General features: G+C 70.2%; 36 protein-coding genes. 1 reads left to right on the top strand and 35 read right to left on the bottom strand.

Annotated features, from left to right (window positions below; all coding sequences use genetic code 11):
* Together ACYVO2_RS28895 and ACYVO2_RS28900 are read right to left on the bottom strand one after the other, a co-directional pair.
* Positions 1–1,336: glycosyltransferase family 87 protein (locus tag ACYVO2_RS28895; protein WP_461010982.1), on the bottom strand; the 1,336-nt coding region annotated here is incomplete at its 3' end.
* A gap of 100 nt (positions 1,337–1,436) precedes the next feature.
* Positions 1,437–3,065, bottom strand: coding sequence for an ABC-F family ATP-binding cassette domain-containing protein (locus ACYVO2_RS28900; RefSeq protein ID WP_461010983.1), 1,629 nt, complete (start codon positions 3,063–3,065; stop codon positions 1,437–1,439).
* A gap of 120 nt (positions 3,066–3,185) precedes the next feature.
* On the opposite strand from ACYVO2_RS28900, the gene ACYVO2_RS28905 reads away from it, so the two are divergent.
* Positions 3,186–4,238, top strand: a complete 1,053-nt coding sequence (locus tag ACYVO2_RS28905) for a hypothetical protein (RefSeq protein ID WP_461010984.1) — start codon at positions 3,186–3,188, stop codon at positions 4,236–4,238.
* 21 nt (positions 4,239–4,259) lie between these two features.
* On the opposite strand, the gene truA is transcribed toward ACYVO2_RS28905, so the two are convergent.
* From truA to fusA, 33 genes are all read right to left on the bottom strand, one after another.
* Positions 4,260–5,102 carry a tRNA pseudouridine(38-40) synthase TruA gene (gene truA / locus ACYVO2_RS28910; protein ID WP_461011043.1) on the bottom strand — a complete coding sequence of 281 codons (843 nt, stop codon included), beginning with the start codon at positions 5,100–5,102 and terminating at the stop codon, positions 4,260–4,262.
* A 114-nt stretch (positions 5,103–5,216) separates the two neighbouring features.
* Positions 5,217–5,783 (bottom strand): 50S ribosomal protein L17, encoded by a 567-nt coding sequence (rplQ, locus tag ACYVO2_RS28915; protein ID WP_461010985.1) that lies wholly within the window; start codon positions 5,781–5,783, stop codon positions 5,217–5,219.
* A 182-nt stretch (positions 5,784–5,965) separates the two neighbouring features.
* The gene (locus tag ACYVO2_RS28920) at positions 5,966–6,988 is read right to left on the bottom strand and encodes a DNA-directed RNA polymerase subunit alpha (protein ID WP_461010986.1); all 1,023 of its coding nucleotides are present in this window, start codon (positions 6,986–6,988) and stop codon (positions 5,966–5,968) included.
* A gap of 163 nt (positions 6,989–7,151) precedes the next feature.
* Complete coding sequence (gene rpsK / locus ACYVO2_RS28925; protein WP_018382542.1) at positions 7,152–7,556, bottom strand: 30S ribosomal protein S11; 405 nt, start codon at positions 7,554–7,556, stop codon at positions 7,152–7,154.
* 82 nt (positions 7,557–7,638) lie between these two features.
* A complete protein-coding gene (rpsM, locus tag ACYVO2_RS28930) occupies positions 7,639–8,019 on the bottom strand; it encodes a 30S ribosomal protein S13 (RefSeq protein WP_461010987.1) in 381 nt (126 codons plus the stop codon).
* A gap of 205 nt (positions 8,020–8,224) precedes the next feature.
* A complete protein-coding gene (rpmJ, locus tag ACYVO2_RS28935; RefSeq protein WP_003956441.1) occupies positions 8,225–8,338 on the bottom strand; it encodes a 50S ribosomal protein L36 in 114 nt (37 codons plus the stop codon).
* A gap of 70 nt (positions 8,339–8,408) precedes the next feature.
* On the bottom strand, positions 8,409–8,630 hold the full coding sequence (gene infA, locus ACYVO2_RS28940) for a translation initiation factor IF-1 (protein WP_018382544.1): 222 nt from the start codon (positions 8,628–8,630) through the stop codon (positions 8,409–8,411).
* Between the two features lie 348 nt (positions 8,631–8,978).
* The gene (map, locus tag ACYVO2_RS28945) at positions 8,979–9,809 is read right to left on the bottom strand and encodes a type I methionyl aminopeptidase (protein ID WP_461010988.1); all 831 of its coding nucleotides are present in this window, start codon (positions 9,807–9,809) and stop codon (positions 8,979–8,981) included.
* Positions 9,810–9,933: 124 nt separating this feature from the next.
* The gene (locus ACYVO2_RS28950) at positions 9,934–10,605 is read right to left on the bottom strand and encodes an adenylate kinase (RefSeq protein ID WP_461010989.1); all 672 of its coding nucleotides are present in this window, start codon (positions 10,603–10,605) and stop codon (positions 9,934–9,936) included.
* Complete coding sequence (gene secY / locus ACYVO2_RS28955) at positions 10,605–11,921, bottom strand: preprotein translocase subunit SecY (protein WP_461010990.1); 1,317 nt, start codon at positions 11,919–11,921, stop codon at positions 10,605–10,607. The genes ACYVO2_RS28950 and secY overlap by 1 nt, the downstream gene beginning before the upstream one ends.
* 225 nt (positions 11,922–12,146) lie before the next feature.
* Positions 12,147–12,626, bottom strand: coding sequence for a 50S ribosomal protein L15 (gene rplO, locus ACYVO2_RS28960; protein ID WP_461010991.1), 480 nt, complete (start codon positions 12,624–12,626; stop codon positions 12,147–12,149).
* A gap of 1 nt (position 12,627) precedes the next feature.
* Complete coding sequence (rpmD, locus tag ACYVO2_RS28965) at positions 12,628–12,810, bottom strand: 50S ribosomal protein L30 (RefSeq protein WP_461010992.1); 183 nt, start codon at positions 12,808–12,810, stop codon at positions 12,628–12,630.
* A gap of 2 nt (positions 12,811–12,812) precedes the next feature.
* A complete protein-coding gene (gene rpsE, locus ACYVO2_RS28970; RefSeq protein WP_182313942.1) occupies positions 12,813–13,418 on the bottom strand; it encodes a 30S ribosomal protein S5 in 606 nt (201 codons plus the stop codon).
* 43 nt (positions 13,419–13,461) lie between these two features.
* A complete protein-coding gene (gene rplR / locus ACYVO2_RS28975; protein ID WP_461010993.1) occupies positions 13,462–13,845 on the bottom strand; it encodes a 50S ribosomal protein L18 in 384 nt (127 codons plus the stop codon).
* 3 nt (positions 13,846–13,848) lie between these two features.
* Entirely contained in the window at positions 13,849–14,388 is a 540-nt protein-coding gene (gene rplF / locus ACYVO2_RS28980; RefSeq protein ID WP_461010994.1) for a 50S ribosomal protein L6, read from the bottom strand.
* Between the two features lie 22 nt (positions 14,389–14,410).
* Positions 14,411–14,809 carry a 30S ribosomal protein S8 gene (gene rpsH, locus ACYVO2_RS28985; RefSeq protein WP_461010995.1) on the bottom strand — a complete coding sequence of 133 codons (399 nt, stop codon included), beginning with the start codon at positions 14,807–14,809 and terminating at the stop codon, positions 14,411–14,413.
* Between the two features lie 281 nt (positions 14,810–15,090).
* On the bottom strand, positions 15,091–15,276 hold the full coding sequence (locus ACYVO2_RS28990) for a type Z 30S ribosomal protein S14 (RefSeq protein ID WP_049567381.1): 186 nt from the start codon (positions 15,274–15,276) through the stop codon (positions 15,091–15,093).
* 11 nt (positions 15,277–15,287) lie between these two features.
* Positions 15,288–15,851 carry a 50S ribosomal protein L5 gene (rplE, locus tag ACYVO2_RS28995; RefSeq protein ID WP_461010996.1) on the bottom strand — a complete coding sequence of 188 codons (564 nt, stop codon included), beginning with the start codon at positions 15,849–15,851 and terminating at the stop codon, positions 15,288–15,290.
* On the bottom strand, positions 15,851–16,174 hold the full coding sequence (gene rplX / locus ACYVO2_RS29000) for a 50S ribosomal protein L24 (RefSeq protein ID WP_461010997.1): 324 nt from the start codon (positions 16,172–16,174) through the stop codon (positions 15,851–15,853). The genes rplE and rplX overlap by 1 nt, the downstream gene beginning before the upstream one ends.
* Before the next feature lie 3 nt (positions 16,175–16,177).
* Positions 16,178–16,546, bottom strand: a complete 369-nt coding sequence (rplN, locus tag ACYVO2_RS29005; RefSeq protein WP_018382557.1) for a 50S ribosomal protein L14 — start codon at positions 16,544–16,546, stop codon at positions 16,178–16,180.
* Positions 16,547–16,645: 99 nt separating this feature from the next.
* Entirely contained in the window at positions 16,646–16,930 is a 285-nt protein-coding gene (rpsQ, locus tag ACYVO2_RS29010; RefSeq protein ID WP_461010998.1) for a 30S ribosomal protein S17, read from the bottom strand.
* Entirely contained in the window at positions 16,930–17,169 is a 240-nt protein-coding gene (rpmC, locus tag ACYVO2_RS29015) for a 50S ribosomal protein L29 (protein WP_461010999.1), read from the bottom strand. Before rpmC ends, rpsQ begins: the two co-directional genes overlap by 1 nt.
* Entirely contained in the window at positions 17,169–17,588 is a 420-nt protein-coding gene (gene rplP, locus ACYVO2_RS29020) for a 50S ribosomal protein L16 (RefSeq protein WP_461011000.1), read from the bottom strand. The genes rpmC and rplP overlap by 1 nt, the downstream gene beginning before the upstream one ends.
* A gap of 5 nt (positions 17,589–17,593) precedes the next feature.
* Positions 17,594–18,427 (bottom strand): 30S ribosomal protein S3, encoded by an 834-nt coding sequence (gene rpsC, locus ACYVO2_RS29025; protein ID WP_461011001.1) that lies wholly within the window; start codon positions 18,425–18,427, stop codon positions 17,594–17,596.
* Complete coding sequence (rplV, locus tag ACYVO2_RS29030) at positions 18,427–18,774, bottom strand: 50S ribosomal protein L22 (RefSeq protein ID WP_461011044.1); 348 nt, start codon at positions 18,772–18,774, stop codon at positions 18,427–18,429. Before rplV ends, rpsC begins: the two co-directional genes overlap by 1 nt.
* A gap of 48 nt (positions 18,775–18,822) precedes the next feature.
* Positions 18,823–19,104, bottom strand: a complete 282-nt coding sequence (rpsS, locus tag ACYVO2_RS29035) for a 30S ribosomal protein S19 (protein WP_197988959.1) — start codon at positions 19,102–19,104, stop codon at positions 18,823–18,825.
* An 11-nt stretch (positions 19,105–19,115) separates the two neighbouring features.
* Entirely contained in the window at positions 19,116–19,952 is an 837-nt protein-coding gene (rplB, locus tag ACYVO2_RS29040) for a 50S ribosomal protein L2 (protein ID WP_461011002.1), read from the bottom strand.
* A gap of 38 nt (positions 19,953–19,990) precedes the next feature.
* The gene (rplW, locus tag ACYVO2_RS29045) at positions 19,991–20,413 is read right to left on the bottom strand and encodes a 50S ribosomal protein L23 (protein ID WP_461011003.1); all 423 of its coding nucleotides are present in this window, start codon (positions 20,411–20,413) and stop codon (positions 19,991–19,993) included.
* Entirely contained in the window at positions 20,413–21,099 is a 687-nt protein-coding gene (gene rplD / locus ACYVO2_RS29050) for a 50S ribosomal protein L4 (RefSeq protein WP_461011004.1), read from the bottom strand. Before rplD ends, rplW begins: the two co-directional genes overlap by 1 nt.
* Positions 21,100–21,103: 4 nt before the next feature.
* Positions 21,104–21,748 (bottom strand): 50S ribosomal protein L3, encoded by a 645-nt coding sequence (gene rplC, locus ACYVO2_RS29055; protein WP_461011005.1) that lies wholly within the window; start codon positions 21,746–21,748, stop codon positions 21,104–21,106.
* Positions 21,749–21,762: 14 nt separating this feature from the next.
* Positions 21,763–22,071 (bottom strand): 30S ribosomal protein S10, encoded by a 309-nt coding sequence (rpsJ, locus tag ACYVO2_RS29060; RefSeq protein WP_014144312.1) that lies wholly within the window; start codon positions 22,069–22,071, stop codon positions 21,763–21,765.
* A gap of 773 nt (positions 22,072–22,844) precedes the next feature.
* Positions 22,845–24,038, bottom strand: coding sequence for an elongation factor Tu (gene tuf, locus ACYVO2_RS29065; RefSeq protein ID WP_461011006.1), 1,194 nt, complete (start codon positions 24,036–24,038; stop codon positions 22,845–22,847).
* Positions 24,039–24,246: 208 nt separating this feature from the next.
* Positions 24,247–26,355 carry an elongation factor G gene (gene fusA, locus ACYVO2_RS29070; RefSeq protein WP_461011007.1) on the bottom strand — a complete coding sequence of 703 codons (2,109 nt, stop codon included), beginning with the start codon at positions 26,353–26,355 and terminating at the stop codon, positions 24,247–24,249.
* Positions 26,356–26,373 lie beyond the last annotated feature (18 nt).

The following is a 26,373-nucleotide window of genomic DNA, read 5'->3' on the forward strand; positions in this document are numbered from 1 at the left end:
CCGCCGGCGCCAGCGGGTGCTCGCCGCCGCCCCCGCCCGCCGCGGCCGGGACCGCGCCCCGACCGGGCACCTGGTCCCACTCCCGCCCCGCCCCGCCGCCCGCCCCGGCCGCCGCGCCGCCCCCGGTCAGGCAGCGGTGGGCGAGCAGCGCGGCCAGCACGCAGAACATCCCCGCGTCGCGGAACGCGCGCCGCTCGGGGGTGGCCATGTAGGGCCAGGTGAACGCGTGCACCTGCGGCAGCAGCGCGATCCAGAACCACGGCGAGCGCGCCACCGAGCAGCGCAGCGGCAGCGACGCCAGCAGGGGCGGCACCGGCAGCAGCGCGTAGTGCAGGAAGGACGGCCGGGAGACGAGGAACACCGCGAGCATCAGCATCGCCCCGGTCTCCACCAGGCGCAGCCGCTGGTCCCCGCCGCGCCGCCAGCGCGCCCACGCGGCGCCGAGCCCGGCCAGCGCCAGCGTCCCGGCGAGCCCCACGGAGACGGTCTGGGAGAAGCCGAGCCTGGGCAGCACCGTGGACAGCGAGGCGTCGAAGGGGCGGGCGTAGGCGTCCTGGCCCCGCAGCAGGAACGGCAGCGTCCTGGTGAGGAAGAACGTGGGGTTCGGCATGGCCAGGGCGGCCACCAGCGATGCGGCGGCGGGGATCACCGCGGCCAGGACGAGGGCCCGGGGGCGGCGCGCGAAGACGAACAGCAGGGCGAAGGGCACCAGCATCGGCTTCATGGCGATGGCCGCGCCGACCACGATCCCGGCGGCCGTCCACCGCCCGCGCAGGGCGAGCAGCAGGGCCAGCGGCATGGCGGCGGCGGAGATCGCGGTCCAGTTGCCCAGGCCCACCACGTCGCGGAACGGCGCGAAGTACACCAGGCCGCCGGCGCCGAGCACCGCGAGCCGGCTGTCCGGGCGCACCCCGAAAATCCGCAGGGAGCACCACCAGCCGAACAGCACCAGCGCCGTGGCGGCCGCCGGCGCGCCCCACAGCAGGGCCCGGTCGGGCAGCAGCGCCTCGGGGACGGCCGCGAGGACGCTGCTCGGCAGATAGAGGAAACGTTTGTCCGAGTACGGCGAGCCGCCGTCCAGGAGGGTCCTCGCGGCCTTGACCACGAAGTAGTTGTCCATCCCGGGACTGCCGCCGCTGACCCCCACCGACAGGGACAGCAGGAGCAGGAAAACGGCCGCCGCCCGGGCGGTGGCGGACGCGGGGGCGGTCAGCCAGCGCGCGGCCTCCGCGCCCGGGCCGCCGCCGGGTCCGGGGGCGGCCGCGGCGGCCGGCGCGGCCACCGCCCCGCGCGAGGTCTCCAGCGTGCCCTTTTCGTCCCATTTGTTCTGCCCCATGATCGGGATGGTAGGCGCCGGGCACCGCCGCCGCTCCGCACCACACGCCAGGGCGCGGCGGCCGGACGGCAACGGCCCCCGCCCGGGGCAGCGCCCGCCCCTACCGGGGGCGCTCCACCCGGCGCTCGTCCCACACCGGCTCGGCGCTCTCCCGCACCACGCCGTCCTGACCGAACACCAGGAACCGGTCGAACGACCGGGCGAACCACCGGTCGTGCGTCACCGCGAGCACCGTGCCCTCGTACGCCTCCAGGCCCTTCTGCAACGCCTCCGCGCTCTCCAGGTCCAGGTTGTCCGTCGGCTCGTCCAGCAGCAGCGCCGTGGCGCCGCCCAGCTCCAGCAGCAGGATCTGGAACCGGGCCTGCTGACCACCCGACAGGCGGTCGAAGCCCTGGTCCCCCTGACGGTCGAGCTCGTACCGCCGCAGCGCGCTCATCGCCGCGCCCCGGTCCTTGGCGTGCTCCTCCCACAGCACCTGCACCAGCGTCCGCCCGGCCAGCTCGGGGCGGCGGTGCGTCTGCGCGAAGTGCCCCGGCACCACCCGGGCCCCCAGCCGCCACTCCCCCGAGTGGGCCACGCCCTCCCCCGCCAGCAGCCGCAGGAAGTGCGACTTCCCCGACCCGTTGGACCCCAGCACCGCCACCCGCTCGCCGAAGAACACCTCCAGGTCGAACGGCCGCATCAGCCCCGTCAGCTCCAGGCCGCGGCAGGTCACCGCCCGCACCCCGGTGCGCCCGCCGCGCAGCCGCATGGTGATCCTCTGCTCGCGCGGCGGCTCCTGCGGCGGCCCCGCCTCCTCGAACTTGCGCAGCCTGGTCTGCGCCGCCTGGTAGCGCGAGGCCATGCCGTCGTTGTACGCCGCCTTCTGCTTCAGGGTGCGCACCAGCTCCTTCAGCCGGGCGTGCTGCTCGTCCCAGCGCCGCCGCAGCTCCTCGAACCGCTCGAACCGCTCCCTGCGCGCCTGGTGGTAGGTGGCGAAGCCGCCGCCGTGCACCCACACGTCGCTGCCCGCGGGCCCCGGCTCCACGCTGACGATCTTCTCCGCGGCGCGGGCCAGCAGCTCCCGGTCGTGCGAGACGAACAGCACCGTCTTGGGCGTCTGCCGCAATTGCTCCTCCAGCCACCGCTTGCCGGGGACGTCGAGGTAGTTGTCCGGCTCGTCCAGCAGCAGCACCTCGTCGGGCCCGCGCAGCAGCGCCTCCAGCACCAGGCGCTTCTGCTCGCCGCCGGACAGGGTGCGCAGCTCCCGCCACTGCGCGCGGTCGTACGGGACACCGAGCGCCGCCGTGGAGCACATGTCCCACATGGTCTCGGCCTGGTAGCCGCCGGCCTCCGCCCAGTCGGCGAGCGCCTGCGCGTAGGCGAGCTGCGCGGGCTCGTCGTCGCGCGTCATGATCGCCAGCTCCGCCTCGTCGACCGCCTGCGCGGCCTGCCTGATCCTCGGGTGCGCCACCGACACCAGCAGGTCCCGCACGGTGCTGTCCTCGGGCACCGCGCCCTGCACGCCGATGAACTGCGGCATCACCCCGAGCCCGCCGCTGACCTGCACGGACCCGCCGTGCGGGGCCAGCTCCCCGGACAGCAGCCGCAGCAGCGTCGTCTTCCCGGCCCCGTTCGCGCCCACCAGCGCGAACGCGGCGCCCTCCCCGACCCGGAACGACGCGTCGGCGAACAGCACCCTCCCGTCGGGCAGGCAGTACTCCAGGTGCGCGGCTTCCAGGTGTCCCATGCAGCGGATTGTCCTGCCGGGGCGCACCCGACCCAAACGGTTTTCGGCCCGGTGGGCGCACCCGTCCGCGCTCCGGGAGCGCGGGTCCCGCACCGGCCGGGCGCGCGTAGGATGCGCGCCATGAGCAGTGGGTGGGGAACGGGACCGGGGCAGGGCCCCGAAGGGGGACAGGACGGCTCTCCGGGCTGGCAGCCCCCGCCGCCACCCCCGGGCGGGTTCGGGCCGCCTCAGGACCGGCAGGTCCTGTACGGCAACGTCATCCCGTCCCAGCCGGGCGCACAGCCCCAGCCCCAGCCCCAGCCGCAGCCCCAACCGCAATCGCAGCCCCAGGCACCACCACCCCAGCCCCAGCAGCCCCAGCCGGGCTGGTCCGCCCCGCAGGACCCGCTCGCCGGGGCAGGCGGCACCGGCGAGCCCGACTGGAACGCGCTCGCCGACGCCCACGACTCCCGCGCCCGCAGACGCCGCGTGCTGGCCGTGGCCGGCGGCGTCCTCGCGGCGGGGGCCATAGCCGCGATCGTCGCCGTCGCCATCACCCGCGGCGGGGACTCCTCGACCACCGCCGACCCCACCCCCGCCCCGACGGGCGAGCGGACCGGCGCCACCCCCACCGTCCCCGACTTCCCCGAGGTCACCGCGCCCCCGCCGCCCAACCCGCTGGAGTTCATCTCCAGCGCCGAGAAGGACACCGCGCCCCTCGGCGCGGACACCCTCTTCCCCGGCAGCCGCATGGTCATCGGCGACCGCGAGTACACCAAGGCCACGACCGCCGACACCGGGAACTGCGCCTCCGTCACCCAGGGCGGCCTCGGCAGCGTGCTCGGCTCCCACGGCTGCACCCGGCTGCTGCGCGCCACCTACCTGCGCGACGGCGTCGCGGTCACCGTGGGCGTGGCCGTGTTCGACACCAAGGCCGCCGCGGACAAGGTGCGCGAGCAGGCCCGCGGCAACGTCGCCGCGCTCTCCGGCGGCGGCGTCGGCACCTTCTGCCGCCCCGTCGCCTGCTGGCGCACCGCCAACTCCGTCGGCCGCTACGCGTACTTCACCATCGCCGGCCCGGCCGACAACACCGCGGCGAGCGAGCAGGACGGCTCCCGCGCCGCGGGCCGCGACGCCGGCACCCTGGTCTTCAACCAGTTGGTCCAGCGGGGGAAGACCGCGGCGGCCCAGTAGCCGGCCCGGGCCGGGGCGCCTCTAGACGGGCAGCGAGCGCATGTTGCGGGCCTCGGCGCTGCGGGCCGCGAGCCGGTCGTCCGACGGGTAGCCGACCTCCTCCAGGGTGAGGCCGTGCGGGCGGACCACGTTCACCGCGGAGTGCCGCACCCGCCCCGCCAGCACCTGCGCGGGGAAGTCCGCGGGGCGGCGGCCGTCCCCGACCAGGAGCATCGCGCCGACCAGCGCCCGCACCATGTTGTGGCAGAAGGCGTCGGCGCGCACCGTCGCCACCGCCAGGCCCGCGTCCGCCTCGCCGGGCCCGGGCCGCTCCCAGCGCAGCTCCTGGAGCATCCTGATCGTCGTCGCGCCGTCCCGCCGCTTGCAGTAGGCCGCGAAGTCGTGCTCGCCGAGCAGCCCGGCCGCCGCCTCGTTCATCGCGTCCACGTCCACCGGCCGGTCGTGCCACAGCACGTGCCCGCGCAGCAGCGGGTCCACCCCGCCGGGGTGGTCGGCCACCCGGTAGGCGTAGCGCCGCCACACGGCGGAGAACCGCGCGTCGAACCCCTCCGGCGCCCGGGAGACCCGCCACACCCGGATGTCGGCCGGCAGCCGCCCGGCGAGCCGCCGCAGCAGCTTCCCGCCGTGCGCCTCCCACACCGCGGCGGGCAGGTCCACGTGCGCCACCTGCCCGCGCGCGTGCACCCCGGCGTCGGTCCGCCCGGCGACGGTCAGCTCGACGGGCTCCGCCAGCCGCAGCACCGTCCGCAGCGCGTCCTCCAGCTCCCCCTGCACGGTGCGCCGCTCCCGCTGCCTGGCCCAGCCGGAGAAGTCCCGCCCGTCGTACGCCAGGTCCAGGCGCACCCTCACGTCACCCACATGCACTCCCACCACACGAACGGGCCCGTCCTTCCCCCGGAGGGAAAGGACGGGCCCGCAACGCTACTGCGACTCGGCCTCGGCCGGACCACCCCCGCGCACGCGGGGAACGGCGGTCGGCTAGCCCTCGGCCTTGTCCTTGTCGGACGCCTCCGCGGTCTGCTCCGAGGTGGTGTCCTCGGCCGGCTGCTCGCCCGCCTCGGCCTCGGCGGACTCCTCGGCCTTGGCCGGCTCCTTCTTCAGGCTCGCCGCGGCCTCCTCGCCGGCCTGCTCCTTGGCCGAACGCTTGGTGGCGGCCTCGGCCTCGCCCACCGCCTCCTGCCGCACGGTCAGCGCCTCGACCAGCTCGATCACGGCCATCGGCGCGTTATCGCCGCGGCGCGGACCGATCTTGGTGATGCGGGTGTAGCCGCCGGGGCGGTTCTCGAACCGGGGGCCGATCTCCGCGAAGAGGGTGTGCACGACGCTCTTGTCCCGGATGACCGCCAGCACCTGGCGCCGCGCGTGCAGGTCGCCGCGCTTGGCCTTGGTGATCAGGCGCTCCGCCACGGGGCGCAGGCGGCGGGCCTTGGCCTCGGTGGTGGTGATGCGGCCGTGCTCGAACAGCGCGGTGGCGAGGTTCGCCAGCATGAGCCGCTCGTGCGCCGGGCTGCCGCCCAGACGGGGGCCCTTGGTGGGCTTCGGCATGGTAGTGATTCTCCTTCTCTGCACCGGCCGTGTCAGGTACCGGTGTCAGTCGCCCCTGGGGCGGTCGCCCCAGGGGGACGCGGGGCAGGGCGTGCCCTCCCCGCGCGCCACGGGCCCGCCTTGCCGCGGGCCCGTGGGATGCCTCCGGGTGGCCGGTGCCGAGCGGCACCGGCCGGTGCCGGTCAGTACTGCTCGGTCTCCACGAAGCCGGAGTCCGCGTCGTCGTCCGTGCCGAACGCGTCCGCGGCGGCGGTCGGGTCGAATCCGGGCGGGCTGTCCTTCAGGGCCAGGCCCATACCGGCCAGCTTCGCCTTGACCTCGTCGATCGACTTCGCGCCGAAGTTGCGGATGTCGAGCAGGTCCGCCTCGGAGCGCGCCACGAGCTCGCCCACGGAGTGGATGCCCTCGCGCTTGAGGCAGTTGTAGGAGCGGACGGTGAGCTCCAGCTCCTCGATCGGCAGCGCCAGGTCGGCGGCCAGGGCCTGGTCCGTCGGGGACGGGCCCATGTCGATGCCCTCGGCGTCGACGTTGAGCTCGCGGGCGAGGCCGAACAGCTCGACGAGGGTCTTGCCCGCCGAGGCCATGGCGTCGCGCGGACGCATGGCCTGCTTGGTCTCGACGTCCACGATCAGCTTGTCGAAGTCCGTGCGCTGCTCGACACGGGTGGCCTCTACCTTGTAGGTGACCTTGAGCACCGGGCTGTAGATGGAGTCCACCGGGATCCGGCCGATCTCCTGGCCCGACTGCTTGTTCTGCACCGCCGAGACGTAGCCGCGACCGCGCTCGACGGTCAGCTCCATCTCCAGCTTGCCCTTGCCGTTGAGCGTGGCCAGCACCAGGTCGGGGTTGTGCACCTCGACACCGGCCGGCGGCGCGATGTCACCGGCGGTGACCAGGCCGGGGCCCTGCTTGCGCAGGTACATCACGACGGGCTCGTCGTGCTCCGAGGAGACCACGAGCTGCTTGATGTTGAGGATGAGGTCGGTCACGTCCTCCTTGACGCCCGGCACGGTGGTGAACTCGTGCAGGACGCCGTCGATCCGGATGCTGGTGACCGCGGCACCGGGGATCGAGGAGAGCAGGGTGCGACGCAGGGAGTTTCCGAGGGTGTAGCCGAAGCCCGGCTCCAGCGGTTCGATCACGAACCGGGAGCGGTACTCGTCGACGACCTCTTCCGTCAGCGTGGGCCGCTGAGCGATGAGCATGGGTCTTCCTCCAGTCTTCGGCGCCCGCCATATGACGCCGACTGTTTCCAGAGTACGGGCGGCCCGGGCGAAGGGCCCGGGCCGCCCGTGGTGCGGGCCCCGGCCCCGGCACGGTGTGCGGCCGGGGCGGGCCCGCGACGCTGCGAGGCGTCCGACTCCTGGGTCAGACGCGGCGGCGCTTGGGCGGACGGCACCCGTTGTGCGGGGTGGGGGTGACGTCCTGGATCGAACCCACCTCCAGGCCGGTGGCCTGGAGGGAGCGGATCGCGGTCTCCCGGCCGGAGCCGGGGCCCTTGACGAACACGTCCACCTTGCGCATGCCGTGCTCCTGGGCACGGCGGGCGGCCGACTCGGCGGCCATCTGCGCGGCGAACGGGGTGGACTTGCGCGAGCCCTTGAAGCCGACGTGGCCGGCGGAGGCCCAGGAGATCACGTTGCCCGAGGGGTCCGTGATCGAGACGATCGTGTTGTTGAACGTGCTCTTGATGTGGGCGTGCCCGTGAGCGACGTTCTTCTTCTCCTTGCGGCGCACCTTCTTGGCGCCGGCCTGACGGCTCTTCGGAGGCATGGGGTGAGAACTCCTGTGAGGTGGTCGGTCCTACAGCGATCGGACCGCGGGTCGTGAGGCTGCGGGTCGTTGCGGCTGCGGACTACTTCTTGCCCGGCTTCTTCTTGCCGGCGATCGCGCGACGCGGGCCCTTGCGGGTGCGGGCGTTGGTGTGCGTGCGCTGGCCGCGGACCGGCAGGCCCCGGCGGTGGCGCAGACCCTGGTAGCAGCCGATCTCGACCTTGCGGCGGATGTCCGCCTGGATCTCGCGGCGGAGGTCACCCTCGAGCTTGTAGTTGGCGTCCACCCACTCGCGGAGCTTGACCAGGTCGTCCTCGGTCAGGTCGCGGACACGGGTGTCGGGGTTCACCCCGGTGTTCTGAAGGGTCTCCTGGGCGCGGGTGCGCCCGATGCCGAAGACGTAGGTCAGAGCGACCTCGACGCGCTTCTCGCGCGGAAGGTCAACGCCTGCGAGGCGTGCCATGGATGTGGCTCCAGTGTGCTAAGCGGAGGTCTTCCGCAGCACCGCTCCCAAGGGATCCGCCGCTCGGGCGGTCGCCTCCCCGGGTCCCCGGCCTCCGACCGGGGGTGTCGCCCCTCGCGCGCCGGGGCCGGCGTGCGGGGACGGGTGACTGCGTATGTACGTGGTACTAGCGTGTCCGAAGACTGCGAGAAGCGAGGTGGACGCGTCAGCCCTGGCGCTGCTTGTGGCGCAGGTTGTCGCAGATCACCATGACCCGGCCGTGGCGGCGGATCACCTTGCACTTGTCGCAGATCTTCTTGACGCTCGGCTTGACCTTCATGTGATTGAGGTTCCCCGGGTCGTGCCGATGCCCCGCGGCGACGCTCAGGCGCCGGGGGCGGCGGCGAGATCTACTTGTACCGGTAGACGATCCGGCCGCGCGTGAGGTCGTACGGAGACAGCTCCACCACGACCCTGTCGTCGGGAAGGATGCGGATGTAGTGCATACGCATCTTGCCGCTGATGTGCGCGAGGACCTTGTGCCCGTTCTGGAGCTCCACCCTGAACATGGCGTTCGGCAGAGACTCGATGACGGTGCCCTCGATTTCGATGGCCCCTTGCTTCTTGGGCACGCTTCGCCTTCCGGGATCGGCTACCTTGATCAACTAGCTTGATCAACTCACTGTGCACGCAGGCATGCGGAAACACGTGAGCCGACGCATCAGTCTACGCCAGGACAGCACGAAAAGACGAATCGACGGTGAGCGTGCCCCGCGCGGCTGATCGTTACACCGTCCGGCGATCATTTCACCCGCCGCGGGGACCCGCCAAACGCGGGGCCGAGCCCCCGCGGGGCCCTCCGGGGGCCGGGGCGGGGCGGAGCCACGGAAGGAGTCCGGCGGCCCCGGCCCCGGCCCTCTGCCCTTCCCGGACGAACGAGCAGCTCACTCCCCCACCCGGCCCGGGCGGCCGGGCCGGTCTCACGCCGCGGGGTCGGGGGCCGCCTCGATGCCGTACTCCGCCAGCTTCGCCCGCCCGCCGTCGAACGCGGTGAGCACCAGCGGGCCCTGCTCGGTCAGCGCCACCGAGTGCTCCCAGTGGCTGGCCCAGGTGCCGTCGTCCGTCTTGACCGTCCACTCGTCCGCCAGCACATGGGTGCGCGGCGTGCCCAGGCCCACCATCGGCTCGATGGCGATGCAGAAGCCGGGGACCAGACGGGGGCCGCGCCCGCGCCGCCGGTCCACGTAGTTCAGCAGGTGCGGGTCCATGTGCATCGCCGAGCCGATGCCGTGGCCGCCGTAGTCCTCGATGATCCCGTACTTGCCCGACGCCGGACGGGGCTGGCGGCGGATGTAGCCCTCGATGGCCTTGGAGATGTCCACCAGCCGGTTGCCCTTGCGGACCGCGGCGATCCCGGCCCACATCGACTCCTCGGTGACCCGGCTCAGCTCCGTGATCTCCGGCGCCACCTCGCCCACCGGCACCGTGATCGCCGCGTCCCCGTGCCAGCCGTCCACGATCGCGCCGCAGTCGATGGAGATCACGTCGCCCTCGCGCAGCACCTGCCCGTCCGGGATGCCGTGCACCACGACATCGTTCACCGACGCGCAGATGGTGGCGGGGAAGCCGCCGTACCCGAGGAAGTTCGAGGTCGCCCCGTGGTCGCTGATCACCTTCGCGGCGATCTCGTCGAGATCCTTCGTGGTCACGCCGGGAGCGACGGCCTCACGGCACGCCTTGAGCGCCTCCGCCACGACCAGACCCGCCTCGCGCATCTTCGCGATCTGCTCCGGGGTCTTGATCTCCACCATGCTCGCCTCTCCAGCTCCTCCGGGCGGCCCGTCGGCCACCGCCACCCGTCAACAGTACGGCCGCGGTGCCCCAGAGGGACACCGCGACCGTCACTCACCGCTCCTGCGGCGCCCGGGGCGCCGCTCAGGCCCCCTCGGACCCGCCCGTCCTGGCCCGCAGCGCCGCCAGCGCCCGCTCCGTGACCTCGTTCACCCGGCCCTGGGCCGAGATCGTGGTGACCAGTCCCTGCTCCCGGTAGTAGCCGATGATCGGCTCGGTCAGGTTGTGGTACTCCTCGAGCCGGGTGCGCACCGTGCTCTCGCTGTCGTCGTCGCGCTGGTACAGCTCGCCCCCGCACACGTCGCACACCCCGGCCGTCCGCGGGGGGCTGTAGTCGACGTGGAAGACGTGGCTGGAGTCCTTGCGGCAGATCCGCCGTCCGGCGATCCGCTTGACGACCTCCTCCTCGGGCACCTCCAGGTCGAGCACCGCGTCCAGCGCTATGCCCTCCGCCTGGAGGAACTCGTCCAGCACCTTCGCCTGGTGCAGGTTCCGGGGGAACCCGTCGAGCAGGAAGCCCTCGGCGGCGTCGGGCTTGCCCAGGCGGTCCTTGGCCATCCCGATGGTCACCTCGTCCGGCACCAGACGGCCGGCCTTCATGTACTTCTGCGCCTCCTGCCCGAGCGGAGTGCCCTGGCTGATGTTGGCGCGGAAGAGGTCACCGGTGGAGATGTGGGGGATCGACAGCTCCTTGGCGAGGAACTGCGCCTGCGTGCCCTTGCCCGCTCCGGGCGGTCCGACCAGGACGATACGCATCAGCGGAGGAACCCTTCGTAGTTGCGCTGCTGGAGCTGGCTCTCGATCTGCTTCACGGTCTCCAGGCCCACGCCTACGATGATCAGGATGCTGGTTCCGCCGAACGGGAAGTTCTGGTTCGCCTCGAACAGCACCAGGGCCACCGTCGGGACCAGGGCGATCAGACCCAGGTACAACGATCCCGGCCAGGTGATGCGGTTCAGCACGTAGGCCAGGTACTCCGCGGTGGGTCGACCCGCCCGGATGCCCGGGATGAATCCACCATACTTCTTCATGTTGTCGGCGACTTCCTCAGGGTTGAAGGAGATCGCGACGTAGAAGAAGGCGAAGAACACGATCAGCACGAAGTACGTGACGATGTAGTACGGGTGGTCGCCCCGCACCATGTGCTCCTGGATCCACACCGCCCAGCCGGAGGTCTTGTCGTCCGTGAACTGCACCAGCAGGGCCGGGATGTACAGCAGCGACGAGGCGAAGATGACTGGGATCACACCCGCCTGGTTGACCTTCAGCGGGATGTAGGTGGAGGTGCCGCCATAGGCCCGGCGGCCGATCATGCGCTTCGCGTACTGCACGGGGACCCGGCGCTGCGCCTGCTCGACGAAGACCACCAGCGCCACCATCGCCAGGCCGATGACGCAGACCGTGATGAACTCGACCCAGCCGTCGGCGATCGTGCCCTGCTGCTTGATGGCCCACAGCGCGCCCGGGAAGCCCGCGGCGATGGAGACGAACATCAGGATGGACATGCCGTTGCCGATGCCGCGGTCGGTGATGAGCTCACCGAGCCACATGATCACAGCGGTACCCGCGGTCATGACGATGACCATCATGACGATCCGGAAGATCGAGCCGTCCGGCACGATCTCGTTGGCGCGGCGGCAGCCCGTGAAGAGCGAGCCGCTGCGGGCGGTGGCCACCAGGCCGGTGGCCTGGAGCACGCCGAGGGCGATGGTCAGGTAGCGGGTGTACTGAGTGATCTTCGCCTGGCCCGACTGGCCCTCCTTCTTCAGGGCCTCCAGGCGGGGGATCACCACGGTCAGCAACTGGAGGATGATGCTCGCCGTGATGTACGGCATGATCCCCAGTGCGAAGATGGTGAGCTGCAACAGCGCGCCGCCGCTGAAGAGGTTCACCAGAGCGAACAGGCTCTGGTCGCTCTTCGTCTCATCGACGCAGTACATGACGGCCTCGAAGTCCACCCCGGGCACCGGGATGTGCGATCCGAGCCGGAACAGCACCATGATGCCCAGCGTGAACAGCAGCTTCTTGCGCAGGTCGGGCGTCTTGAACGCCCGGGCGAACGCGGTGAGCACGGTGCCTCCTGCGTCCCCCTGCCCCGGGGCAGGGAGGTGACGGGTATCGAAGGTGCGACATGGCCTGTCGCACCGGACGGCGATTACCGGATAGCGGAACCCGCGCGGCACGGGCCGCCCGGAAAATAACAGCGCACGCCACCTTACCGGCGACGATGCCACTCTAGGAACGACAAGCCGGGGATGCCCCTGGTTGTAGGAGCACCCCCGGCCGGGTCATCGAGCTCAGTCAAGCTCGGTGACGGTACCGCCAGCGGCGGTGATCTTCTCCTTGGCGGACCCGGAAACCGCGTCCACGGACACCTGGAGCGCCACCGAGATCTCGCCGCTGCCCAGCACCTTCACGGGCTGGTTCTTGCGGACGGCACCCTTGGCCACCAGGTCCTCGACGGTGACCTCGCCGCCCTGCGGGTACAGCGACGCCAGCTTGTCCAGGTTGACCACCTGGAACTCGACGCGGAACGGGTTCCGGAAGCCCTTGAGCTTGGGCAGCCGCATGTGCAGCGGCATCTGCCCACCCTCGAAGCGCTCGGGCACCTGGTAGCGGGCCTTGGTGCCCTTGGTGCCGCGACCGGCCGTCTTGCCCTTCGACGCCTCACCGCGACCCACGCGGGTCTTGGCCTTCTTGGCGCCGGGGGCGGGCTTCAGGTGGTGGACCTTCAGCGGCTTGCTCTCCGTGGCCGCGGCCTTGGAAGACTCAGCCATGTCAGTCGACCTCCTCGACCGTGACGAGGTGCCGCACGGTGTGGACCATGCCCCGGATCTCCGGGCGGTCCTCCTTGACGACCACGTCGTTCAGGCGCTTCAGCCCGAGCGTCCGCAGGGTGTCACGGTGGTTCTGCTTGCTGCCGATGTAGGACTTCTTCTGCGTGATCTTCAGACGGGCCATGATTACGCACCCACTCCGGCACGCGCGCGCAGCAGGGCCGCCGGGGCCACGTCCTCGAGGGGCAGACCGCGGCGGGCCGCGATCTCCTCGGGACGCTGGAGCCCGCGCAGCGCGGCCACCGTCGCGTGCACGATGTTGATCGGGTTGGACGAGCCGAGGGACTTGCTCAGCACGTCGTGGATGCCCGCGCACTCCAGGACGGCGCGCACCGGGCCGCCGGCGATCACACCGGTACCCGGGGAGGCCGGCTTGAGCAGCACGACGCCCGCCGCCTCCTCACCCTGGATCGGGTGCGGGATGGTGCCCTGGATCCGGGGGACCTTGAAGAAGTGCTTCTTGGCCTCCTCCACGCCCTTGGCGATGGCGGCCGGCACCTCCTTGGCCTTGCCGTAGCCGACACCGACCGTGCCGTCGCCGTCGCCCACCACGACCAGCGCGGTGAAGCTGAAGCGGCGACCACCCTTCACAACCTTGGCGACGCGGTTGATCGCGACGACCCGCTCGACGTAAGCGGTCTTCTCGGCGGCGGCGCCGCCGTCCCGCCGGTCCTTCCGGTCCCGCCGCTCGCCGCCACCGGCGCCGCCACCGCGGCGCTGGGGTCCAGCCATGGGAATTACCTCTCTTTGTTACGACGCTGGGTACGGAACCGGCTCAGAACTTGAGCCCCGCCTCGCGGGCGGCGTCCGCCAGGGCGGCGATGCGCCCCGCGTACTGGTTGCCGCCGCGGTCGAAGACGACGGCCTCGACGCCGGCGGCCTTCGCGCGCTCGGCCACGAGCTGGCCCACCTTCTTGGCCTGCTCGGACTTGGCGTCCTCGCCACCGCGGATGGACGGGTCCATCGAGGAGGCGGACGCCAGCGTGTGGCCCGCGACGTCGTCGATGACCTGCGCCACCATGTGCCGGTTGGAGCGGGTCACGACCAGGCGCGGACGCTCCGGCGTACCCGAGATCCGCTTGCGGACGCGGATGTGGCGACGCTTGCGCGCGGCACCCTTGCGGGCGTCACCCTTAGCGATCTTCACACCGTATGCCATGGCTTACTTACCAGCCTTTCCGACCTTGCGGCGGATGACCTCGCCCGCGTACTTCACGCCCTTGGCCTTGTACGGGTCGGGCTTGCGCAGCTTGCGGATGTTCGCGGCGACCTCGCCGACCTTCTGCTTGTCGATGCCGTCCACGTGGAGCTTGGTCGGCGACTCGACCTGGAAGGAGATGCCCTCCGGGGCCTCGACGACGATGGGGTGGCTGTACCCCAGCGAGAACTCCAGGTTGGAGCCCTTCGCCTGCACGCGGTAACCGACACCGCTGATTTCGAGCGACTTGCGGTAGCCCGCGGTCACGCCGGTGATCATGTTCGCCACCAGCGTCCGGGACAGGCCGTGGAGGGCCTTGGACTGACGCTCGTCGTTGGGGCGGGTGACGACCAGGTTGCCGTCATCGCCCCTGCTGATCTCGATCGGCGCGGCAACGGTGTGGGAGAGGGAGCCCTTGGGGCCCTTCACCTGAACCGTCCGGCCATCGATGGTGACGTCCACGCCGGCGGGAACCGGGATGGGGAGCCGTCCGATACGCGACATGGCTTGACCTCCGTTTCCCGTGTTACCAGACGTAGGCGAGGACTTCCCCGCCCACACCCTTCTTGGCGGCCTGCTTGTCCGTCAGGAGGCCCTGGGACGTGGAGATGATCGCCACGCCCAGGCCGCCGAGGACCTTCGGCAGGTTGGTGGACTTTGCGTAGACCCGCAGTCCCGGCTTCGAGATCCGCTTGATGCCGGCGATCGAGCGCTCGCGGTTCGGGCCGAACTTCAGGTCGATGACGAGGTGCTTGCCGACCTCGGCGTCCTCGACCTTCCAGCCCTGGATGTAGCCCTCCTGCTGGAGGATCTCGGCGATGTGCGACTTGATCTTGCTGAACGGCATCACGACGGAGTCGTGGTACGCCGAGTTGGCGTTCCGCAGACGCGTGAGCATGTCTGCGATGGGGTCGGTCATGGTCATGATGGCCTTCGGGCCTCTCTCGCCGGGGTTTCCTGTATGCGCCGTCCTTCTCCCCGATTGGTCGGGGCAGGTGTGGCACGGGGACCTACGGCGTAGTAAGCGTTCTACAGCGGGCTTCACCCGGTGGGGGAAGCTCGCGGACGGTTGTGGGCGGCGGAGCCCAACCCCTCCACTCTACGTGAGGGAGAGCCGGGGCTCCGCCCGCCAGGTGGAGCCTGGCTTCCGGCGGGCCGCCCCGCGCTCCTCCCCACCCCGAGGGGGCGAAGGAGCGCGGGCGCGGACTACCAGGAGCTCTTGGTGACGCCCGGCAGCTCGCCGCGGTGCGCCATCTCGCGCAGGCACACCCGGCACAGGCCGAACTTGCGGTACACCGAGTGCGGACGGCCGCACCGCTGGCAACGGGTGTAGCCACGCACCGCGAACTTGGGCTTGCGGGCCGCCTTGGCGATCAGGGCCTTCTTAGCCACGTCGTTCCTCCCTACGCTTCCTTGAACGGGAAGCCGAGGTGCCGCAGCAGGGCCCGGCCCTCATCGTCGTTCGTCGCCGTCGTGACCACCGTGATGTCCATGCCGCGGACCCGGTCGATCTTGTCCTGGTCGATCTCGTGGAACATCGCCTGCTCGGTGAGACCGAAGGTGTAGTTCCCGCGGCCGTCGAACTGCTTCGGCGACAGACCGCGGAAGTCGCGGATGCGCGGCAGCGCGAGCGACAGCAGGCGGTCCAGGAACTCCCACATGCGGTCACCGCGGAGGGTGACGTGGGCACCGATCGGCTGGCCCTCGCGCAGCTTGAACTGCGCGATGGACTTGCGGGCCTTGGTCACGGCCGGCTTCTGGCCGGTGATCGTGGCGAGGTCGCGCACGGCGCCCTCGATCAGCTTGGAGTCGCGGGCGGCGTCGCCCACACCCATGTTGACCACGATCTTGGTCAGGCCGGGCACCTGCATGACGTTCTCGTACTTGAACTCGTCACGCAGCTTGCCGACGATCTCTTCGCGGTAGCGCAGCTTCAGACGAGGCTGCGTCTTGGTTGCGGTCGTCATCAGATGTCCTCACCGGTCCGCTTGGCAACGCGGATCTTGTTGCCGTCCTCGTCGAAGCGGTAGCCGACGCGGGTGGGGACCTTCTTGCCGTCCTTCTCCACGATCAGCATCACGTTGCTGACGTGGATCGGGGCCTCGGTCGTGATGATCCCGCCGGTCCGGGAACCCCGGGCGGTCTGGCCCGCCTTGGTGTGCTTCTTCACCCGGTTGACGCCCTCGACCAGGACGCGGTCCTCGCGGGGGAAGGCCTGGATGACCTTGCCCTGCTTGCCCCTGTCCTTGCCGGTGATGACCTGGACCAGGTCACCCTTCTTGATCTTCATCGGTTACAGCACCTCCGGCGCGAGCGAGATGATCTTCATGAACTTCTTCTCGCGCAGCTCGCGCCCCACGGGGCCGAAGATGCGGGTACCGCGGGGGTCGCCGTCGTTCTTGAGGATGACGGCGGCGTTCTCGTCGAAGCGGATGTAGGAGCCGTCGACGCGGCGGCGCTCCTTGACGGTCCGCACGACGACAGCCTTGACAACGTCGCCCTTCTTCACGTTGCCACCGGGGATCGCGTCCTTGACGGTGGCCACGATGACGTCACCGATGCCCGCGTAGCGCCGACCCGAGCCACCGAGCACGCGGATGCAGAGGATCTCCTTGGCACCCGTGTTGTCGGCGACGCGCAGCCGCGACTCCTGCTGGATCACGTCTATCTCCTGATTGTCGCGCCGGTTCCCGGCCGACTTCCGTCACGGAAGCCGGCCGAGCCTGGCGGAACGGTCCTGAGGCGAAGCGCCCCAGGAGAATTACTTGGCCTTCTCGAGGATCTCGACGACGCGCCAGCGCTTCGTCGCGGACAGCGGCCGGGTCTCCATCAGGAGGACGCGGTCGCCGACACCCGCGGCGTTCTGCTCGTCGTGCGCCTTGAGCTTGCTGGTACGGCGGATGACCTTGCCGTACAGCGCGTGCTTGACGCGGTCCTCGACGGCGACGACGACAGTCTTGTCCATCTTGTCGCTGACGACCAGGCCCTCGCGGACCTTGCGGAAGCCGCGCTGCTCGTTGTTCTCAGTCACATTCTTCTCGCTCATCAGGCGCTCTCCACCGTCTCGCCGTCGACCGACTCGATGCCGAGCTCGCGCTCGCGCATCAGGGTGTAGATCCGGGCGATGTCCTTGCGGACGGCCTTGAGCCGGCCGTGGTTCTCGAGCTGTCCGGTCGCCGCCTGGAAGCGGAGGTTGAACAGCTCCTCCTTAGCCTCGCGCAGCTTCACAACGAGGTCCTCGTTGCTCAGCTCGCGCAGCTCCGACGCCTTGGTACCGGCCGCCATCACGACTCACCTGCCTCGCGCCGGACGATCCGGCACTTCATCGGAAGCTTGTGCGCGGCGCGCGTGAGCGCCTCGCGAGCGACCTTCTCGTTCGGGTACGACAGCTCGAACATCACCCGGCCCGGCTTGACGTTCGCGACCCACCACTCCGGCGAGCCCTTGCCGGAACCCATGCGGGTCTCGGCGGGCTTCTTGGTCAGCGGGCGGTCCGGGTAGATGTTGATCCAGACCTTGCCGCCACGGCGGATGTGACGGGTGATGGCGATACGAGCGGACTCGATCTGCCGGTTCGTCACGTAGGCCGGGGTGAGCGCCTGGATGCCGTACTCGCCGAACGCCACCTCGGTGCCGCCCTTGGCCATGCCCGAGCGCTTCGGGTGGTGCTGCTTGCGGTGCTTGACCCTGCGCGGGATCAGCATGGTCCTCAGGCCTCCGTTCCGGCGTTGTTCGGAGCCGCGGCCTCGGCGGCCGGAGCCTCCGCGGGAGACTCGACCTTCGGGGCCTCGCTCTGCTGCTGCGGCTTGCGGCCGCGGCCGCCGCGCTCGCCACCGCGGCGCGGACGGTCGTTGCCGCCGCCACGCGGCGGACGGTTGCCGGCGCGGGCCGCCGCGTTCTCCTCGCGGACCTCGCGGAGGTTCTTCACGTCGCCCTTGTAGATCCACACCTTCACGCCGATGCGGCCGAAGGAGGTGCGGGCCTCGAAGAAGCCGTAGTCCACGTTGGCGCGCAGGGTGTGCAGCGGCACACGGCCCTCGCGGTAGAACTCCGAGCGGGACATCTCGGCGCCGCCGAGACGGCCACCGCACTGGATCTTGATGCCCTTGGCGCCGGCCTTCATCGTGCCCTGCATCGCCTTGCGCATGGCGCGGCGGAAGGACACGCGGGAGGAGAGCTGCTCGGCCACGCCCTGCGCGACGAGCTGGGCGTCGATCTCGGGGTTCTTCACCTCGAGGATGTTGAGCTGGACCTGCTTGCCGGTCAGCTTCTCCAGGTCGCCGCGGATGCGGTCGGCCTCCGCGCCGCGGCGGCCGATGACGATGCCCGGCCGGGCGGTGTGGATGTCGACGCGGACGCGGTCGCGGGTGCGCTCGATCTCCACCTTGGAGATGCCGGCCCGCTCCATGCCCTGCGTCATCATCCGGCGGATGGCGACGTCTTCCTTGACGTAGTCCTTGTACAGCTTGTCGGCATACCAGCGGGACTTGAAGTCCGTGGTCACGCCGAGCCGGAACCCGTGCGGGTTAACCTTCTGGCCCATTACCGGGTCCCTTCCTTGGCGGCGACGACCACGGTGATGTGGCTGGTTCGCTTGCGGATCCGGTAGGCACGGCCCTGCGCCCGCGGACGGAACCGCTTCAGGGTCGGCCCCTCGTCGACGTACGCCTCGCTGACGTACAGCGAGTTCACGTCACTGTGGTTGTAGTTGTGCGCGGCGTTGGCAATGGCGCTGTCCAGCACCTTGCCGACGGGCACGGTCGCGGCCTGCGGTGCGAATCGCAGGACCGCCTGCGCCTCCGTGGCCGGGAGACCACGGATGAGGTCCACCACGCGGCGGGCCTTCATGGGCGTGACGCGGATGTACCGCGCCTGGGCCCTGGCTTCCATCGCTGTCCCCTTGCTCATCTTCAGTCGTATTCCTTCACTGGGGCCCGGTCAGCGACGACGCGACTTGCGGTCGTCCTTCTCGTGGCCGCGGAAGGTGCGGGTCGGCGCGAACTCGCCGAGCTTGTGGCCGACCATCGACTCGGTGACGAACACCGGGACGTGCTTGCGGCCGTCGTGCACCGCGATCGTGTGGCCCAGCATGGCCGGGACGATCATGGAGCGGCGGGACCAGGTCTTGATGACGTTCTTGGTGCCGGCTTCGTTCTGGACGTCCACCTTCTTCATCAGGTGGTCGTCGACGAAGGGCCCCTTCTTCAGGCTGCGCGGCATCGAGACTGCTCCTAGCGCTTCTTGTTCGTCTTGCGGCGGCGGACGATGTACTTGTTGGACGCCTTCTTCGGCGACCGCGTACGGCCCTCCTTCTGACCCCACGGCGACACCGGGTGGCGGCCACCGGAGGTCTTGCCCTCGCCACCACCGTGCGGGTGGTCGACGGGGTTCATCGCCACACCGCGCACGGTCGGGCGGACGCCCTTCCAGCGCATGCGGCCGGCCTTGCCCCAGTTGATGTTCGACTGCTCGGCATTGCCGACCTCGCCCACGGTGGCGCGGCAGCGGATGTCCACCAGCCGGACCTCGCCGGACGGCATGCGCAGGTGGGCGTAGGTGCCCTCCTTCGCCAGCAACTGGACGGAGGAGCCCGCGCTGCGGGCGATCTTCGCCCCGCCGCCGGGCCGCAGCTCGATGGCGTGGATCACGGTACCCACCGGGATGTTCCGCAGCGGGAGGTTGTTGCCCGGCTTGATGTCGGCGCCGGGGCCGTTCTCGATCCGGTCGCCCTGGCTCAGGCGCGCCGGGGCGAGGATGTAGCGCTTCTCGCCGTCCGCGTAGTGCAGCAGCGCGATGCGGGCGGTGCGGTTCGGGTCGTACTCGATGTGAGCGACCTTCGCCGGGACGCCGTCCTTGTCGTGACGGCGGAAGTCGATGACGCGGTAGGCGCGCTTGTGACCGCCGCCCTGGTGGCGGGCCGTCACGCGACCGGCGTTGTTCCGGCCGCCCTTGCTGTGCAGCGGGCGGACCAGCGACTTCTCCGGCGTGGACCGCGTGATCTCGACGAAGTCGGCGACGCTGGCGCCACGACGGCCCGGGGTCGTCGGCTTGTACTTGCGGATACCCATTTCTCAGTCCCGTCCGATTCCGGACGACTCGGACTCCGTCAGGAGACCGGGCCGCCGAAGATGTCGATGCGATCGCCCTCGGCCAGCGTCACGATGGCGCGCTTGGTGTCCTTGCGCTTGCCGAAGCCGGTGCGGGTGCGCTTGCGCTTGCCCTGCCGGTTGATGGTGTTGACGCCCAGGACCTTGACCGAGAAGACCGACTCGACGGCCTGCTTGATCTGGGTCTTGTTCGCCCGCGGGTCGACGATGAACGTGTACTTGTTCTCGTCCAGCAGCGCGTAGCTCTTCTCGGAGATCACCGGCTTGACCAGGATGTCCCGGGGCTCGGTGAAGTCCTTGCTGGTGACGACGACCGGCTCGGTGCGGGGACCCTCGGCGGCCAGCCTGGCGGCCTTCGCCGCCCGGGCGGCCCGCGCGGCCTTGGCTGCCTTGGGGGCCCTGCTCGGGTGGTACGTGGCCATCAGGCGTCGCTCCCTTCGAGCTCGCTCTCCCGGGCGACGGCCGTGGCCGACTTGCCCTGGGCGGGTCCGGCCACGAACCGCTCGTAGGCGGCCTGGGTGAAGACCACGTCGTCGGAGACGAGCACGTCGTACGTGTTCAGCTGGCCCGGCTCGAGGATGTGGACCTCGGGCAGGTTGCGGGCGGACAGCCACGCGGCCTGCTCGGAGCGCTCGGCGACCAGGAGCACGTTCTCGCGCTCGCTGAGCTTGCCGAACAGCGTCCGCACGGCCTTCGTGGACGGGGTGTCGCCCTCGACCACGCCGGTGACGACGTGGATGCGGTCGTGGCGGGCCCGGTCGGTCAGGGCGCCGCGCAGCGCGGCGGCCTTCATCTTCTTCGGGGTCCGCTGCGAGTAGTCACGCGGCACGGGGCCGTGCACGACGCCACCGCCGGCGAACTGCGGCGCGCGGGTCGAGCCCTGGCGGGCGCGGCCGGTGCCCTTCTGGCGGTACGGCTTCTTGCCACCGCCGCGGACCTCGCCGCGGGTCTTGGTCTTGTGCGTGCCCTGGCGGGCGGCGGCCCGCTGGGCGACGACGACCTGGTGGATCAGCGGGATGCTGACGCGCGCGTCGAAGATCTCCGCGGGGAGCTCCAGGCTCTGCCCGGTCTTCTCGCCGGCCGGCGAAAGGATGTCAATGGTGCTCATTACCTCAGGCCCCCTTGGCCGCGGTGCGGACCAGGACGAGGCCGCCGTTCGGACCAGGGATGCTGCCCTTGATCAGGAGCAGCCCCTTCTCCGCGTCAACGGCGTGGACGGTCAGGTTCTGGGTGGTGACCCGCTCGTTGCCCATACGGCCGGCCATGCGCATGCCTTTGAACACGCGGCCCGGCGTGGCGCAGCCACCGATGGAGCCGGGCGAGCGGTGCTTGCGCTGCGTGCCGTGCCCGGCGCCGAGGCCACGGAAGTTGTGGCGCTTCATGACGCCGGCGAAGCCCTTGCCCTTGCTCTTGCCGGTCACGTCGACCTTGGTGCCGGACTCGAACACCTCGGCGGTGATCTCCTGGCCCAGGGTGTACTCGGAGGCGTCGGAGGTGCGCAGCTCCACCAGGTGGCGCCGCGGGGGCACGCCGGACTTCTCGAAGTGGCCCTTGAGGGGCTTGTTGACCTTGCGCGGGTCGATCTCGCCGAAGGCGATCTGGACGGCCTCGTAGCCGTCCTTGTCAGCGGTGCGGACCTGGGTCACGACACACGGCCCGGCCTTGACGACGGTCACCGGGACGACCCGGTTGTTCTCGTCCCAGACCTGGGTCATGCCGAGCTTCTCGCCCAGGACGCCCTTAATCTGCTTAGCCATTTCCGGTGCGTCCCTCAGAGCTTGATCTCGATGTCGACACCCGCCGGCAGGTCGAGCCGCATGAGCGAGTCGACGGTCTTCGGCGTGGGGTCGAGGATGTCGATGAGGCGCTTGTGCGTACGCATCTCGAAGTGCTCGCGCGAGTCCTTGTACTTGTGCGGCGACTTGATGACGCAGTACACGTTCTTCTCAGTGGGCAGCGGCACCGGGCCCGCGACCTGCGCACCAGTACGCGTCACCGTCTCGACGATCTTCTTCGCCGAGGAGTCGATGACCTCGTGGTCGTAGGCCTTGAGCCGGATGCGGATCTTCTGTCCCGCCATGGCTACTTCGTAGTCCTGTCTCTCGAAAAGGCTCCTGGAACCCGGGGGCGGAACCCTTTCGGATCACCGCTTCCTCCGACCCACGCGGTCGGGCGTGTCGCACTCCTTCTCGCAGTTCACCCTGGGCGGGATCCCTCGGAGGGGGTGGGTCACGCGACCGCGTGTGGCGGAGAGGGACCACGACGGGTACCCCACCACCGGGTGCCTGGCCGGCACCCCGTTGACACTTCCCGGAAGATTCCCGTACTTCCGCCCGCGAGTGGGACGACGAATACTGTGGGACTCGCTTCCGGTCCTCCCGGCGGGAGGCGTGCAACATCGGCGCTCAACCGAGCAACTAGAAGAGTGTGCCACAAGGGACACGCCGACTGCCAATCGGGGGGCATACCCCGCGTCGGCGATGTTGAATCCCGCCGCCGTGCGGGAGGCCGCGGGGCGGGGCGGCGCGCGCGGCGCGGGGGCCGCGACGGGGTGTCCGCGGGGCCGGGAGGGCCGCGGGAGGACCCGGGGGGCCGTCCTCGCGGCGCGAGTGGGGATCAGAGGGGCGTTTCGGGCGGCGAGCGGGCTCTCGGTGCCGCGCCACCGGCGGGAGGGCCTCCAGGAGCCGCGTGGGGCGTTTCGCGCGCCCGGGGCCACCTTACTTCCCGCCCCGGAACCCGGCGCCGGCGGGCCCCGCTTCCCCGGAGCGCCCGACCGGCCGCCGAAAAGCGACAGGGCCCGCACGACCTCTCGGTCGCGCGGGCCCTGTCCGGGTGCTCGGAAGAGCTACCGGGTCACTTGAGGATCTTGGTGACCTGGCCGGCGCCCACGGTGCGGCCACCCTCGCGGATGGCGAACTTCAGGCCCTCCTCCATGGCGACGGGCTGGATCAGCTCGACGGTCATGGCGGTGTTGTCGCCGGGCATGACCATCTCGGTGCCCTCGGGGAGGGTCACCACGCCGGTCACGTCCGTGGTCCGGAAGTAGAACTGCGGGCGGTAGTTGTTGAAGAACGGGGTGTGGCGGCCACCCTCGTCCTTCGACAGGATGTAGGCCTGCGCCTCGAACTGGGTGTGCGGGGTCACCGAACCCGGCTTGATGACGACCTGGCCGCGCTCGACGTCCTCGCGCTTGATGCCGCGGAGCAGCAGACCGACGTTCTCACCGGCCTGGCCCTCGTCGAGGAGCTTGCGGAACATCTCGATGCCGGTGACCGTGGTGGTGGCCTTCTCCGGACGGATACCGACGATGTCCACCGTCTCGTTGACCTTGAGCACGCCACGCTCGATGCGGCCGGTCACCACGGTGCCGCGGCCGGTGATCGTGAAGACGTCCTCGATCGGCATGAGGAACGGCTTGTCGACGTCGCGCTCCGGGGTGGGGATGGACTCGTCCACGGCCTGCATCAGGCCGAGGAGCTTCTCGCCCCACTCCTTGTCGCCCTCGAGCGCCTTGAGCGCCGAGACGCGGACGACCGGAACGTCGTCGCCCGGGAACTCGTACTCGGACAGCAGCTCGCGGACCTCGAGCTCGACGAGCTCCAGGATCTCCTCGTCGTCCACCATGTCGGCCTTGTTCAGGGCGACAACGATGTACGGAACGCCGACCTGGCGGGCCAGGAGCACGTGCTCCTTGGTCTGCGGCATCGGGCCGTCGGTCGCGGCGACCACCAGGATCGCGCCGTCCATCTGGGCGGCACCGGTGATCATGTTCTTGATGTAGTCCGCGTGACCAGGGCAGTCAACGTGGGCGTAGTGACGCGTCTCGGTCTGGTACTCGACGTGCGCGATCGAGATGGTGATACCGCGCTGCCGCTCCTCCGGCGCCTTGTCGATCTGGTCGAACGGCGTGAAGGGGTTCAGCTCCGGGTACGCGTCGTGCAGCACCTTGGTGATCGCCGCGGTAAGGGTCGTCTTACCGTGGTCGATGTGCCCGATGGTGCCGATGTTGACGTGCGGCTTAGTCCGCTCGAACTTCGCCTTCGCCACTGGGGTCCTCCTGTGGACTGGATTCTGTGCGCCATACGCTGTACGGCTGCCAGGGGGGTCTACCGAACCGGCCAGGACCCCTAGGGGACGCCCTTGACCGTTTCGCTTGGGGGCCGGCTACCGGGTTTCCCACCGCACACCACGGGGGGTGTGCGGTGGTTTGTCCCCGAGCCTAGTGCCTCAGCCCAGGGGCTGAGCAACGCGGTGGTTACTCGCCCTTGGCCTTGGCGATGATCTCCTCCGCGACGTTACGCGGAACCTCGGCGTAGGAGTCGAACTGCATCGAGTAGCTGGCCCGACCCGAGGTCTTGCTGCGGAGGTCGCCGACGTAGCCGAACATCTCCGACAGCGGCACGAGGGCCTTCACGACCCGGGCGCCACTGCGCTCCTCCATGGCCTGGATCTGGCCACGGCGAGAGTTCAGGTCGCCGATGACGTCGCCCATGTAGTCCTCGGGAGTGGTCACCTCGACGGCCATCATCGGCTCCAGCAGAACCGGGCTGGCCTTGCGCGCCGCCTCCTTGAACGCCATCGAACCGGCGATCTTGAACGCGAGCTCCGAGGAGTCCACCTCGTGGTAGGCGCCGTCCAGCAGCGTGACGCGGACACCCACGAGCGGGTACCCGGCGAGCACGCCGAACTCCATGGCCTCCTGGCAGCCGGCGTCGACCGAGGGGATGTACTCCCGCGGAACGCGACCACCAGTGATCTTGTTCACGAACTCGTAGTTCCCGTCGCCGCCCTCGAGGGGCTCGACGGCGATCTGCACCTTCGCGAACTGACCGGAGCCACCGGTCTGCTTCTTGTGCGTGTAGTCGACCCGCTCGACAGCCTTGCGGATCGTCTCGCGGTAGGCCACCTGGGGCTTACCGACGTTGGCCTCGACCTTGAACTCGCGGCGCATGCGGTCGACCAGCACGTCCAGGTGCAGCTCGCCCATGCCCTTGATGATGGTCTGGCCGGTCTCCTCGTCCGTGTGGACCTGGAAGGACGGGTCCTCCTCGGCGAGGCGCTGGATGGCGACACCCAGCTTCTCCTGGTCGCCCTTGGACTTCGGCTCGATGGCCACCTCGATGACCGGAGCGGGGAAGTTCATGGACTCCAGGATGATCGGGTTCGACGCGTCGCTGAGCGTCTCGCCGGTCGTGGTGTCCTTCAGGCCCATCACGGCGACGATGTCGCCCGCGCCCACCGACGAGATCTCCTCACGCTTGTTCGCGTGCATGCGGTAGATCTTGCCGATGCGCTCCTTGCGGCCCTTGACGGAGTTCAGCACCTGGGTGCCGGACTCCAGGACGCCGGAGTAGACGCGCAGGTAGGTGAGCTTGCCCAGGTGCGGGTCGCTCATGATCTTGAACGCGAGGGCGGAGAAGGGCTCCTCGTTGCTCGGCTTGCGCGTGAGCACCGTCTCCTCGTCGCCGACCTTGTGGCCCTCGACGGCCTCGATGTCGAGCGGGGACGGCAGGTAGCGCACCACCGCGTCGAGCAGGGGCTGCACGCCCTTGTTCTTGAACGCGGTGCCGCAGAACACCGGGGTGAGCTCGCGGGCGATGGTGGCGCGGCGGATGGCCGCGATGAGCTGCTCCTCGGTGGGCTCGGTGCCCTCCAGGTACAGCTCCATCATCTCCTCGTCGGCCTCGGCGACGGTCTCCAGGAGCTTGTCGCGGTACTCCTGGGCCGCCTCCAGGTGGGTGGCCGGGATGTCCACCACGTCGTACATCTCGCCCTTGGCCGCCTCGGCGGACCAGACCAGGCCCTTCATGGCGACGAGGTCCACGACGCCCTTGAAGTCGGCCTCGGCGCCGATCGGGAGCTGCATGACCAGCGGGGTCGCGTTCAGGCGGTCCACGATCATGTCCACGCAGCGGTGGAACTCGGCGCCCGTGCGGTCCAGCTTGTTGACGAAGCAGATCCGCGGCACGCCGTAGCGGTCGGCCTGGCGCCACACGGTCTCGGACTGCGGCTCCACACCCGCGACACCGTCGAACACCGTGATCGCGCCGTCGAGCACGCGCAGGGAGCGCTCGACCTCGACCGTGAAGTCGACGTGACCGGGGGTGTCGATGATGTTGATGGTGTGGTCGACGTCCTCGACGGACCAGTGGCAGGTGGTCGCGGCGGACGTGATGGTGATGCCGCGCTCCTGCTCCTGCTCCATCCAGTCCATCGTGGCAGCGCCCTCGTGGACCTCACCGATCTTGTAGTTCACACCGGTGTAGAACAGGATGCGCTCGGTGGTGGTGGTCTTGCCCGCGTCGATGTGGGCCATGATCCCGATGTTGCGGACCCTGGCCAGGTCAAGCGAAGTGGTGGCCATGTGGCTCAGTCTTCTCTC

The sequence above is a fragment of the Streptomyces capparidis genome, from assembly GCF_054782095.1.